The organism is Paraburkholderia sediminicola, assembly GCF_046027825.1.
Classification (GTDB): domain Bacteria; phylum Pseudomonadota; class Gammaproteobacteria; order Burkholderiales; family Burkholderiaceae; genus Paraburkholderia; species Paraburkholderia sediminicola_D.
Genome location: NZ_JAQQDU010000005.1, coordinates 23,559 through 35,950 on the forward strand (window position 1 = coordinate 23,559; position 12,392 = coordinate 35,950).

At 59.2% G+C, this 12,392-nt stretch carries 12 protein-coding genes; 7 read left to right on the plus strand and 5 right to left on the minus strand.

From position 1 onward, the window contains the following. Positions 1 to 290 precede the first annotated feature (290 nt). Both PQQ96_RS04025 and PQQ96_RS04030 read left to right on the plus strand, forming a co-directional pair. Complete coding sequence (locus tag PQQ96_RS04025; RefSeq protein ID WP_408289068.1) at positions 291 to 1,238, plus strand: helix-turn-helix domain-containing protein; 948 nt, start codon at positions 291 to 293, stop codon at positions 1,236 to 1,238. Positions 1,239 to 1,387: 149 nt separating this feature from the next. Further along, positions 1,388 to 1,801 carry a DUF3331 domain-containing protein gene (locus PQQ96_RS04030; protein WP_408289071.1) on the plus strand — a complete coding sequence of 138 codons (414 nt, stop codon included), beginning with the start codon at positions 1,388 to 1,390 and terminating at the stop codon, positions 1,799 to 1,801. A gap of 175 nt (positions 1,802 to 1,976) precedes the next feature. Here PQQ96_RS04030 and PQQ96_RS04035 read toward each other — a convergent pair whose 3' ends face one another. Both PQQ96_RS04035 and PQQ96_RS04040 read right to left on the minus strand, forming a co-directional pair. Then, on the minus strand, positions 1,977 to 2,978 hold the full coding sequence (locus PQQ96_RS04035; protein WP_408289074.1) for a cytochrome d ubiquinol oxidase subunit II: 1,002 nt from the start codon (positions 2,976 to 2,978) through the stop codon (positions 1,977 to 1,979). Between the two features lie 25 nt (positions 2,979 to 3,003). Further along, positions 3,004 to 4,401: a cytochrome ubiquinol oxidase subunit I gene (locus PQQ96_RS04040; protein ID WP_408289077.1), complete on the minus strand. Its 1,398-nt coding sequence runs from the start codon at positions 4,399 to 4,401 to the stop codon at positions 3,004 to 3,006. Between the two features lie 308 nt (positions 4,402 to 4,709). Here PQQ96_RS04040 and PQQ96_RS04045 point away from each other — a divergent pair, with 308 nt between their 5' ends. The 4 genes from PQQ96_RS04045 to PQQ96_RS04060 all read left to right on the plus strand — a co-directional run bounded on the left by PQQ96_RS04045 (position 4,710) and on the right by PQQ96_RS04060 (position 7,837). Then, the gene (locus tag PQQ96_RS04045; protein ID WP_408289080.1) at positions 4,710 to 5,177 is read left to right on the plus strand and encodes a hypothetical protein; all 468 of its coding nucleotides are present in this window, start codon (positions 4,710 to 4,712) and stop codon (positions 5,175 to 5,177) included. Between the two features lie 254 nt (positions 5,178 to 5,431). Further along, entirely contained in the window at positions 5,432 to 6,874 is a 1,443-nt protein-coding gene (locus PQQ96_RS04050; RefSeq protein ID WP_408289371.1) for an ATP-binding protein, read from the plus strand. A 44-nt stretch (positions 6,875 to 6,918) separates the two neighbouring features. Beyond that, the gene (locus PQQ96_RS04055) at positions 6,919 to 7,284 is read left to right on the plus strand and encodes a response regulator transcription factor (protein ID WP_408289374.1); all 366 of its coding nucleotides are present in this window, start codon (positions 6,919 to 6,921) and stop codon (positions 7,282 to 7,284) included. 181 nt (positions 7,285 to 7,465) lie between these two features. Continuing rightward, a complete protein-coding gene (locus tag PQQ96_RS04060) occupies positions 7,466 to 7,837 on the plus strand; it encodes a response regulator transcription factor (RefSeq protein ID WP_408289083.1) in 372 nt (123 codons plus the stop codon). Positions 7,838 to 7,885: 48 nt separating this feature from the next. Here PQQ96_RS04060 and PQQ96_RS04065 read toward each other — a convergent pair whose 3' ends face one another. The 3 genes from PQQ96_RS04065 to PQQ96_RS04075 all read right to left on the minus strand — a co-directional run bounded on the left by PQQ96_RS04065 (position 7,886) and on the right by PQQ96_RS04075 (position 11,484). Further along, on the minus strand, positions 7,886 to 9,709 hold the full coding sequence (locus PQQ96_RS04065) for an ATP-binding protein (RefSeq protein WP_408289086.1): 1,824 nt from the start codon (positions 9,707 to 9,709) through the stop codon (positions 7,886 to 7,888). 303 nt (positions 9,710 to 10,012) lie between these two features. Beyond that, entirely contained in the window at positions 10,013 to 10,531 is a 519-nt protein-coding gene (locus PQQ96_RS04070; RefSeq protein ID WP_408289088.1) for a Dps family protein, read from the minus strand. A gap of 257 nt (positions 10,532 to 10,788) precedes the next feature. Next, the gene (locus PQQ96_RS04075) at positions 10,789 to 11,484 is read right to left on the minus strand and encodes a dienelactone hydrolase family protein (RefSeq protein ID WP_408289090.1); all 696 of its coding nucleotides are present in this window, start codon (positions 11,482 to 11,484) and stop codon (positions 10,789 to 10,791) included. Between the two features lie 443 nt (positions 11,485 to 11,927). On the opposite strand from PQQ96_RS04075, the gene PQQ96_RS04080 reads away from it, so the two are divergent. Further along, positions 11,928 to 12,287: a BON domain-containing protein gene (locus PQQ96_RS04080; protein ID WP_408289093.1), complete on the plus strand. Its 360-nt coding sequence runs from the start codon at positions 11,928 to 11,930 to the stop codon at positions 12,285 to 12,287. The last annotated feature ends 105 nt before the right edge of the window (positions 12,288 to 12,392 follow it).

Here is a 12,392-nt window from a genome sequence, read left to right on the forward strand (position 1 = left end):
GGGGATCGATCTCATACCTGCGTATAGGTCGCTCATCGCTTCTCGCAAAAGAACCACTTCTATCCTGTCTCGATCCGACATGCTCCGGTGTTCGCCACAGCCAGGCCGGGTGGCGTGTGTCCGCATCCTTTGCTGCATGACTAAACCTCGATATGAGTCGACCCAACCATTGGTCATGGCGAGCAACCGTATGTAGGGCTAGTTGGAGTCTTTCCGGTGCGATACCTTGGAGTCGATACGGTGCCGGATCAACCTGACACTGTCTCACCACTCAATCGGATGACCAGATCATGATCAGCTCGTTGACGTTGCCCGCTACGCACGTCGTGCAGAGGAGCCGGGGCAGCCCGATCGCCGTGGAGCATCAATGGCGCACGCCCGGCGAAGATCACACCAACGCGCCGCAGCGAAGCGATATTCTCGTGTCGCGCTGGACCCGTAACGATACCCAGCCGCTGGAGGTCGTCAATCCGGGTAGCGACGCACTTCATTGCGTCGCCATGAACCTGAAGTGCACGTCGGTGACCTTCGTTCACGCAGGCAGGACGCTGGTGCGAGGGCGCGTGACTGCGGGAGCGGTGCAGATCACTGCACCGGAGGTGCCGTGCAGCGCCGTGTTCGAGTCACCAGGCGACGTACTGCATCTATTTGTCAGCCAGCAGGTGTTAGGCGAATGCTTCGAGGACGTATTCGGCCACCCGCATGCGGGCGATATCCGTATCGACGATCCGAAGCTCGTGCGCGACCCTGCGCTTGAATGTCTCGGTCAGGCCCTTGCGGTGTCGCAGTCTGACGACGCCGCGCTCGGCAAGGTCTTCACCGACAGCGTCAGTCTGGCAATCGTATCGCGTGTGATCGCGCGTCACTTCACGGTTGTGGAACGGCAGACCCGCGAAGCGAGTGCATTGCCGCCATGGCGGCTCAGCCGTGCGATTGAATACGTCGACGCGCACTTGTCCGAGTCGATCGGGCTTGCCGACATCGCCAGCAGCACGGGGCTGACGCGCATGCATTTCGCTTCGCAATTCCGTCGCGCGACCGGCATGCGTCCGCACGAATATCTGTTGCGGCGCCGGATCGAACACGCACAACATCTTTTAGTCGAGTCGAGACACAACGTGCTCGACGTTGCGCTGAGCTGCGGTTTCCGGTCGCAGGCTCACTTTACGACAGTGTTCAAACGCCTTGTAGGAGAGCCCCCTTATTGCTGGAGGATGAAAGCAAATGTCGATCGCTAAACAGATTGCCATGGCGACGACGTCATCCCGGCGCACGTACAGGACGGCGTTTGAGCAGCACAACCGCGCGCGTTGCCGGGGTGGCTCGACGGGCAGCCCCTGGGGCCGCCTCGATAATCAACTGGATTATCCGAGACAGGAGTGCAATCATGTTGGCGAAAGCGAATTTCACCGATCCCTGGATGCAAACCCTCGGTTTGCTGTCCGTCCTGTCCGGCGACACCGACGCCTGCGTCAACGAACTGGCCGCGACGGTCGCCCGGAACGGCCGCAAGAACTGCGACTTGCCGGTCATGGGGCAACGTTTTGAAGTTCAGGTCCATGTGATCGACCGGCCGTCGCGGTCTACCGCGACGGTCATATGGCGCGACCCGACCCGCTGTTCCTATGGCGATCAGATCTGGCACGCAAGCCGTGCACGCGTGTTCGGCGTTTGCGCCATGAGCGGACGCGCGATCCAGCCGGGCGACGCGATCTACAAGCCCCGTCCTTGCCGTCCCGCGCCGCTCAACACGGGTGCGATGATTCTGCGCGCCGAGCTCGACAATGCCGTTTCGCTCTGACCGATACCCAGTTGGACGCCTGTGGCAACGCCTTGCTCGTTGCCACAGGCTGCTGCTGGCGATCTCCGTTTGAACTCTGCTAAACCCCGTTCGACTTCCCACCCGCTCTGCTTCAGTGGCAGCAAAGCCGATTTAGTCGGCTTTGCTGTAAAGGACCGGGCTGGGCTTCGTGCGCTTAATATGACGCTCGCCCAGCCGCGTGTGAAGCGGTCAGTACCTTGCCGCGGAAGATGTAGTACTGGTAGAGGTTGTAGCCGACCATCACCGGAAAGATGAGTCCGATCCCGATCAGCATGAACACGAGCGTCGACGAATCGGATGCCGCTTCAACGATGCCGAGTTTGCCCGGAATGAAGTCGGGAAAGAGGCTGACTGCGAGCCCAATGAACGACACGAAGAACAGCGCGACCGACGCGCGGAACGGCCCGCGCGAGCTTCCCGTTTTCAGGGAACCGATGACGCACGCGAATGCGAACGCCGCGGCCGCGCCGAGCCCGATCAGCAGATGAAACACGCCGGGTTGGGTCCAGCGCTCGTGACCGACGGCGCTGATGAACCAGGTCGCGACGGTCAGCAGCGCGGCCGCGGCGACCGTGATAAAGGCGCTCAGCAGCGCGAGGCGGCGGGCCCATTGTTCGAGCGACCCCGCGGTCTTATTGACGAGGTAGGTCGAGCCGAGCAGTGAATAGCCGGCCACCACGCCGACTGCGGAAACGGTGACGAACAGGCCACTCAGTTCGCCTGGCAACAGCCCCGTGATGACCTTGCCGAGCACCACACCCTGGGCGATTGCGGCGATCAGACTGCCGATGCCGAACACCTTGTCCCACAATGGACCGAGCGTCACGCTGTGGCGGAATTCGATGGCGGCGCCACGCATGATCAGACCGGCGATGAGCGCCATGACCGGTAGATACAGCGCCTGCAGAAGCAGTGCATACGCCTCGGGGAACGCTCCGAAAAGCGCACCGCCGAGCACAACGAGCCACGTTTCGTTGGCGTCCCAGACGTGGCCAATCGTCTGCACCATCACGTCGTGATCCTCGCGGCGTTTGCGTAGCAGGCTGAGGATGCCGATACCGAGGTCGAAGCCGTCGGTGACCACGTAGAACACCAGCATCAACCCAATCAGGCCGAACCAGATGAAGGCGAGCGTCGTGTGAATCGAGGTGTCCATGCGATTGCCTCGTAACGGGAATGGGTTAGTAGCCGGTGACGGCCGCGGCTGCTTCAGCTTTGACTGGCACGGGCGGAGTCAGCGTGAGATCGGGACCCGTGCGCAGCCAGTTGCGCGCGAGCACGAAGAAGGTGAGCAGCAGCACCACGTAGAAGGCGAAGAACATCATCATGCTCAGGGTCACCGACGACGGCGCCACGTTCGACACAGCGTCTTTCGTGCGTAGCAGCCCGTAGACGACCCAAGGCTGGCGGCCTACCTCGCGCACAATCCAGCCGGCCTCGACCGCCGCATAGGGCAGGGGAATGCACAGTACCCATGCGAGCAGCAGCTTGCGTTGAGCGAGCAGGCGCTCGAGGTCGCCATGCGTCTTGCGCAGCACGTATGCGGTCCAGAACGCCAGCGCCATGAAAGCGAAGCCAATGCCGGCCATCACACGGAACGCGTAATACAGCAGTGGAATCATCGGCGGCTGGTCGGCCGGCGGGAAATCGGTGAGACCTTTGACCTGGCCGTGCAGCGTGTGGGTGCTGAGAATGCTTAGCATGCCCGGCACTTCAATCGACCAGTCGTTGCGCTGCTCCGTCTGGTTCGGCCAGGCGAGCAACGACCATGACGCACCGGTGCCGGGCTTGTTCGTGATCCAGTTCCCTTCGATTGCCGCGCCTTTTGCCGGTTGCGTCCTGAACACGCTACCGCCACTCGAATCGCCGAGCCAGATCTGGATCGGCGCGGCGAATACGAGCACCAGCAGCGCGATCCTGAATGAGCGTGCGAAGAATTCCGGATTGCGACGTTTGAAGAGGTTCCACGCGGAGATACCGGCGATCACGAACATGCCGGTTTCGATCGCCGCAACCCACATGTGCGTGACGCCCCAGACCATATCCGGATTGAAGATCGCGGCCGCGTAATCGGTCACGACGATTTTGCCGTTTTCGACCGTAATGCCAGCCGGCGTCTGCATCCACGAGTTGGCGACCATGATCCAGAACGCGGAGATGCTTGAACCCAGCGCGACCATCGAGGTGGCGAAGAGATGCACGCCGCGCGGCACGCGTCCCCAACCGTGCAGCATCACGCCGATGAACCCCGCCTCGAGCATAAAGGCCATCGCGCCTTCGAAGCCGAGGATATTGCCGAAGAACTGGCCGCTGTAACGGGAAAAACCGGCCCAGTTGGTGCCGAACTGGAACTCCATCGGGATGCCGCTGACCACACCCACCGCGAAGTTCAGTACTAGCAGCTTGCTCCAGAAGCGCGCTTGCCGGTAGTCGTTGATGTTACCGGTGCGCAGCCACAACACTTCGATCAGGACGAGGAAGGCCGAAAGACTGATCGTGAGAATCGGCCACATGATGTGGAAAATGGCTGTCATTGCGAACTGGGCGCGTGACAGATCGAGTACGCCGGTGAGATGCATGATGAACTCCCGCAGTTCGAAGCGTGACTTGACGTTCGTTGACGAACATGAGGTGAAATCATGGCTTACCGTCGAGCACGGTTCTTGTTCAAACGCCCGCCCGTTTCAGATTCGCACGCCGGTTGCCACGCGCGCCGAACGCGTCTCCTTGCGCACCGTGCGTTTTCGAAACCGCGCAGGCGATCTGAAAAGATCGGCGGATCATGTCGTCGAATAATGTCTTCAATGCAGAGACATCGCACGAAGGTTGGTGGCAAGGTCCCTGCAATCCTTGCGCCAGAGTCCGAGAAGAAACCTGGAGAATCATCATGCGCTATCTGGACAACACACAGCACGACATGAATCGAATCGATCAGGCGTTTTTGCCGGACACCGATCTGGTCGATATGAAGGCATGGTCTGCGGCCGGTCCGTCAGCGCCTGAGCCAGCTCTCGGGCAATGGACACGAAGGGTCGTCGTCGCTACAGCCGTCTGGTCGGTCTGCGGGCTTCCATTTGAGGTCTGGTTCAGTCGGATAACGCGGGAGGCGGTGTGCTGCGTTGCTGCAAAGTGTCTATGGCTGGCGCTCGTGTTCTTCGTTCTTGCTGGAAGCCGTTCAGCGCGTCTGGCCTACGCTTTTCTTTGCACGATCGGCTTGATGGCCGTTGCATTCGGCCTGCCAGCCGAATTCCGGGTGTTTCCGCTGGGATTCATGCTGTCTTCTGTGGAGTGCGTTTTAAAGGCAACGGCATTCGTTTGTCTTGTGTCCGCGGGCATCTACCCCGAGGAGGCGTAATCCCGCGGGCGCTGCGATTCGTCGTTGGACGAGTGGGGGCGCAGGCACTGTACCCCTCCGGGTCATAACTTTGGATCAATCTCCCAATTAAGTGTGGTCCTAACGACGCGAGCCTCGCACCGGCCACGTGAGTGCAAAGGGTGTAGTCATCGAACTGCCCGTCCCGCTAATCAACCAGCCGTGAGTGCAGCATGATAAAGATCGGTCGAGTAACAGTGTTGCTGGACACGCGCTAGGCGTATCAGGATGATCGGCTGCTCCAGGTCGGGTCAAGGGCATTCGATATCCTCGAACTGCTGATCGAGGCGAAGGGCAAGACTGTCACGAAAGACGAGATCCTTCGACGCGTGTGGCCGAATTCGGTGGTCGAGGAAAATAATATTCATGTCCAACTGTCAGCGCTCAGGAAGATCTTTGGTGATGACAAGCACGCGATTCGCACGATCTCGGGACGGGGCTACCGGCTCACCGTTCCGACCGAGGGGGATGAGCCAGCCGCGTTGCCCGAAGCCGTGCAGGGCGTTCAGGCGGGCGCGGCGCGCCTGAACGCCCTGCCGGTCTGCCATGCCCCATTGATTGGGCGCGAGGGTGCAATTGCTGACATCACGCGGGCCCTGAGCGGGACGCCGATTGTCACCTTGCTCGGGCCGGGAGGCATCGGCAAGACGCAGCTCGGCATCGCGGTGGCGAGGTCAATCGCGGCTGCGACGGACATGGAAGCGTGCTTTATCACACTGGCCGCAGTGGAAAATGCCCAGGGCGTTGTGAGCGCGATCGCGCAAGCGCTGGGCGTTGGCCGTGCCGATGACGAGTTTCCGCGACAGTCGCTCGTCGCCGCGGTCCTGGGACGTAATTTGCTGGTGGTGCTGGATAACTGCGAGCATGTGATCGAGTCGGCGGCAACCGTCTGCGAGCTGCTCGTCCAGGCAAGCGCGGACCTGCGCATTCTGGCGACGAGCCGTGAGCCGTTGCGAACTCGGGACGAGAAATTCTATCGGGTGGTGCCGCTTGACACCCCGGATACCGAGGCCAGTCCGCAGGCGACTTTGGCATGCAGTTCGGTAAGAATGTTCCTGGCGCAGATGCGTGCAGTCAATGCGGATGTCGAGACCGACCCTGGCAGCCTCGAGATGGTTGCGACGATCTGCCGCCGGCTCGACGGCGTGCCACTTGCTCTCGAACTGGCAGTGGCCCGTGCGGCAGTGTTCGGCATTCGCAGGGCGGTTTCCGAGCTCGATGACCGGTTCCAGTTTCTGAGGGGCGGCCGCCGTACTGCGCCGCCCCGGCAGCAGACGCTGGAGGCTGCGCTCGACTGGAGCTATCAGCTCCTCAGCATGACGGAGCGGATCGTGCTGCACAGGCTCGGGATCTTTCCGGCCAGATTTTCCCTGGAGGCGGCATGTGCTGTCGCAGCTTGTGGACGGTTGTCGCCCAACGATGTGACGGAGGCGATTGTCGGCCTGGCCTCCAAATGCGTCGTCATGACAACCTTCGACAGCAGGACCAAAGAATACTTCCTGCTCGAAACGACGCGCGAATATGCCCTGCGCAAACTGCAGCAATCGGACGAGGCAGATGAAGTGTTGACGAGAAGCGCGGCCTATCTGGCGCGGTTTTACGAGCAGCCTTGCAGGCGCGGTTTCAGGGCCGCGACGCTCGGTAACGACCTTGCGACGGAATCCGTCGCATCGCGTTGATTTGTCTCTGTTACAACGTCGGCGCACTGGGAGTATTGGCAGCTATGAGCTTTGTTTGCATCGTCGACGATGACGCCTCGATACGAAATAGCGTCGGAAGCCTTCTTAAAGCAGTGGGTTATGCGACGGTGACTTTTCCATCGGGAGAGGAATTTCTCGCTTCCCCGATGGTCGACGATGCGCTGTGTGTTTTGCTCGACCTTAGCATGCAAGGCATGCAGGGTCTCGAAGTGCAACGGCAACTGAACGCTGAACAACGGCGTATCCCTGTTGTGTTCATGTCCGCGCATGGCGACGATGAGGTGGTGCGCGAGGCGCTGCAGCACGGCGCGGTCAGTTTTCTGCACAAACCCTTTGTGGAAGAGGTATTGCTTGATTCGATCGAGCTTGCTGTTGGCCGTAAGAGCTGACCGTACAGTGTCGTTAGCAATCGTAAAGCTCAAGCGGCAGGCGCAACTGCGCGCCAGCGCTAGCTGTTATACATTCGTATGGTTTTCTGTCAGAGTCTTGTGGATTATTCTTGTCTGATTGAACGCGCCCGATTGGAAATCCGCGTGTTTGTAGAGCATTTTCGAAAACCGGGGCCGCTGCGTGGACGCTATTCAGATTGTTTGTATCGTCGACGATGACGAGTCGGTCCGGATGGCCACGGCGAGTCTGGTGCGGTCGTTCGGATGGCAAACTCGCATATTTGCGTCGGCGGAAGAGTTCCTGAAATCCGGTGACCTCGGTGCAACCTCGTGTCTGATCTCCGACGTACGAATGCCAGGTATGTCAGGGATCGAGATGCATGATCAGCTTCTGATGCTCGGATACACACCGCCGACCCTCTTTATCTCAGCATTCCCTCCGGTCGCGCTTCGCGCGAAAATCCAGAAGGATGGTGTGCTGGCGTTTCTCCCCAAACCTGTTGATGCCGGCACAATGGCGCATTGGCTTAACTTGGCGTTGGGATCGCCTTGACGCCATGATCGCGACGTGGACGGTTCAGCGAGGGCCGCGACTCACTCATCACGACTCGCTCGCGTTGATCGGAGGAAGGTTGAACTGGAAGACAGCACCCTGCCTCGGATGATTGGATGCCCAAACTCGCCCCCCGTGGGCTTCGATGATTGACCGGCAAATCGACAGTCCCATTCCCATGCCGTCCGGCTTCGTGGTGAAAAATGGCTCGAATAGCTGATTTGCGCTCTCTGGCTTGATCCCGTTGCCGGCGTCATGGACGGCGACCACGGCGTAACCGTTCTCATCCTGCAGCGTTGCAATCAGTAGTTCACGCGGCCTGTCGCTCAAGGCATCCATTGCCTGAATGCCGTTTATCACCAGATTGAGGATCACTTGCTGAAGTTCGATCCGGTCGGCGAACAGGGGAGGCAACTCAGGGGCGAGTTTGAGGCGCAGCGAAACCCGGTGACTCAGGACCTCGTGCTGCACCAGGGACACAGCGTCATTGATCACATCGTTGAGATCCAACGGTATCTTCTGTGAGCCCCCCTTCTTGATGAGCTGGCGGACGCGCCGAACGGTTTCGGCCGCGCGCTTGCCGTCGGCGATCATACGCTCCACGCAGGCTTGCACTTCCTCCGGAGACGGGATCGGGTTGCCAAGCCATCGCAGACAGGCCTCGCCGTTGGTCACGATAGCAGCGAGTGGCTGGGTTACTTCGTGGGCAATCGATGCGCTCAGTTCCCCAAGAGCAGTCACGCGCGTGATGTGGGCGAGTTCTGCCTGGACCTCACGCAACTGTCGCTCCGCGAGTCTGGCCGCGGTAACGTCCATTATCGCGCCGACAAACCGTCGTGTGGCGGGGTCATCCCTTACCGCATGCGCCACGACGTGAAGATGCTTGATGGAGCCGTCAGGCATCAACAATCGATGTTCAAAGTCATAATCTTGCCCAGTCTCTGCTGCCTGATCGATCATCCGCTTAACGAACGCAACGTCATCTGGATGCGTGCGCTCGAGTACCATTTCGATCGTGGGCCCGGTTGCGCAGTCGTACCCGAAGATCCTGAAGCTTTGATCGGACCAGAAGATTTCTTCCTGGGAGACGTTCCAGCCAAAACTGCCGGTGAGGCTCAGCGTCTGCGCTTCCGCGAGGTACTGTGCCTGGTTTCGGCGTAGCGCATCTTCAGCTCGCTTACGCTCCGTCATGTCATTATTGGTTTCGAGAATCGCGAGCGGCCGTCCGCTTTCGGCCTGCTGCAACGACCAGCGGCTTTCCACCATGACGTTCACGCCGTTGCGCTTCGTGTGGACGAGTTCGCCTTCCCACGACCCGCTGCACAGTAACGTTTCGTTAATCTCGTCAAGGGGAGCGGGGAAACGGGTTTGGAGGAGATGGTGAGAGGTTTTGCCAATCGCCTCGCGCTTTTTCCACCCGTAAAGTTCCTCAGCGCCTCGATTCCAGTAGGTGATCACGTCGTTCATGTCGCGAACAAAAACTGTGTCGTGAGCGAGATCGAGGAGCCGGGCTTGCTCGCGCTGTGCATTCCCGAGCCGCCGTATATGTCTGACCAGTGTAGTGATGGCTAGTGACGTGATCAGAAAAGCCGCCAGCGTAAGAAAATCCCGTTCGTAGGCGATCTGAAACGTAAAGAGCGGCTCCGAAAAGAAATAGTTTAGATAACCTAAGGCTAGAATGGAGAAGATGATGGAAGATATCAAGCTGTCCATGAGAGACAGCAGTACGATCACAATCAGGAAGACAAACCCTGTTGCGCTCAAGTCGAACCCAAGCCGGAAGCATAGCCAGGTCGCGCCACTCAGGGCGGCGCAGCCTGAGAGCCAAAGCACCGCGAGATAGCGCAACCGGGCGAGTCGGTCGGTCATCATGTGTGATCGTGCGGCGAGAAGGGCTGGACGATGCTGCTTTCGATTGTCACGATCCGCAGATTCCCGGGGTAATGTCATGGGTGTATGGATAAATCAGTTCAACCACCCATTGTGCACGGGATGTTCTGAGGCTAGATAAATTGTCCTTAAAACACGGAGTGGGTTGAGAACAGGCCGTTAAGCGAGCCGCCGATAATGACGGTCCGGGATTGAGCGGCATGATCCATATTGCGCTTCTGATAGCCTTGGTTGGAAGCGGCGAGGGGAGTCGCTCGTCTGAGGTTGACTACCCTCTGTCGCCGCTTAACCCGAGCGCCCGGATTCGAAGAGGAACCACGTGCGGCGTTCGGCCTCGTCGATCCATTGTTCCAGCAAACTCGCGGTCGCGACGTCGCCATACTCGTCACATAGTGCATGAGTGCCTTTCATGTATCGTGCGAGCGACATGTTGTCCTCGCGTAATTCCGCGAGCATGTCAGGCGGCGTGACGAAATCGGCATCGTTGTCGAGAATGCGCTGCAATTTCACGCTATGACCCATGGAGCGAATGGTCGTGCCGCCAATCTTGCGGACACGTTCGGCGATTGGGTCGGTAGTCGCAAAAATCTGGTCTGACTGCTCATCGAGCAGCAGATGATAGTCGCGGAAGTAAGGCCCAGACATGTGCCAGTGGAAGTTCTTGGTCTTCATGTACAGCGCCATCGTGTCCGCGAGCAGGGCATTGAGCTCGGCGGAGATGTCGCGTGTCGCCTCTTCGGAGAGGGCGCTCGGCGTGTTCAGCGGTGCCTTTCTTCGCTCGACAGCGTTCGTGAGATCGTTCATGCATGGCCTCGACAGAAATTCGGAGTGGTCCCAGGCTCGTAGCGAAACATTTCGCCCTGGGGGATGCGCGGGTGAAACTCTGTCGACGCAGAGCCGGACGTTGCCGGAATGTTTGCGTACGAAAGCCCGATCGCATAGGCCCAGTGTATGCCGCGGCCGGCAGATGCGAACGAGGTTGGTCAGGTTAAATGTTCTGAAGAAGCGCGCCATTCCGATGGAAGCCGTCGAGGCGCGCAAGACGGCTCGACGGTATGGCTTCATGCGAGGCCGAGATGAGTCTTGAAGAAGCTGGCGGTGCGGCCATTGGCCAGTGCTGCTGCCGTCGCATCATATTTGGTGCCGTTGTGCCGCGAGAAAGCGTGTGCACTGCCCTGGTAGGTGAATATCTCTACGTTGGGCATTCCCGCAACCGAGTCCTTGATTGCTCGCTGAGCATCACTGGCGATGTACTCGTCTTCGGTGCCGAAGTGCATGATGAGAGGCGCAGCCACATTCGGCGCTTCGGATAGGAACTGTTCGGTTCTGCCGCCGTAATAGCAGGCCGCCGCTTCGACGTTGGATCGTGCCGCGGTCAGGAACGTCATCAAGCCGCCAAGGCAAAAACCGACCACACCGACCTTGCCTGTTGCACCTGAGAGCACTCGCGCTGCCTGCACCGTCGCGACGATGTCCTGAACGCCTTGATTGACATCGTACGCCTCGTAGAGTTTGGCCGCCTTGTCCCAATCGGTCTTGTCCGATAGCTGGACATTCGGTGCCTGACGCCAGAACAGATCCGGACAGATGCCGATGAAACCGAGTGCGGCGAGTTCGTCGGTCGTTTGCCGCAAGTCGGGATTGACGCCGAATATTTCCTGCAGCACCACGATTGCCGGCGCGGGTTGCTGGGTAGGGTGCGCAACATATGCCGAAAACGTCCCGTCTGGAACCGTGATGGAAAGGATCTCACTCATTCTTATCTCCGCCAAAGCGCAACACGACGCCGGGTCATGTCATCGCGTCGAGCTTATTCGAAAGCATCTCGTTTGGCGTACTAAAAAAGCTGAATCATTATGAAAGGGCACGGCGCCGATCGGCTCACCCAACGTCTGCATCCGTCGGCCCCGGGCAGAACCTGAAAAAATCGCCTCATCCGGCCAACCACAGGACGTGCAGCGCACCCTTACGTGCCAATCGTTCAAGGTGCCCCACATCATGTTGCGCGGGACGCGTTCGGGCGCTGCGGAATTGATCGGACTCACTGTTAAACGTGCGGGCATCCCTCGCGAACTTTAATAAGATTTAAGCAGTGTGAGACCAGAATCTCTACCATCATTGCAAGCGCAATCTGTACCGTTATTCAGCGCAGAGCTTCTGCGAATCGCGGGTTATTGATCAACCCACCTTGGGGAAAAATATGGTGCGACTCTCGACCTTTATCGTGACGTGCGGCCTCGCCGCGTTACTCAGCGCGGATCTGGCTTTCGCTCAGGGCGCTAGCGATACCAATGCGCCGCAACCGATCGGCAACAACAGCAAATCTGCGATCCGTGCACAGAACCGACAATTGTCCAAAGCTGTCCGCCATGCGCTTTATGCCACGAAGGGCTTGATTTCCAGCAATATCGCGGTGCTGGTTAAGGGAGGGGCGGTTACTCTGGTGGGAACGGTGCCGGATAACTCACAGATCCAACTCGCGGGTGATGCCGCCAAACGGATCCCCAATGTGCAGTCGGTCGATAACCGAATTGTGCTGGAGGAAGAGGGCGCTGAGTAATCAAACGCGCGTCGCGATCTGGCCCACCCGTACAACGCAGTCGACTCCCTCGTCGATGACGTCGACCTGCCGGTCGGTAAGCCCCAATTCAACGTTGATCTGCGG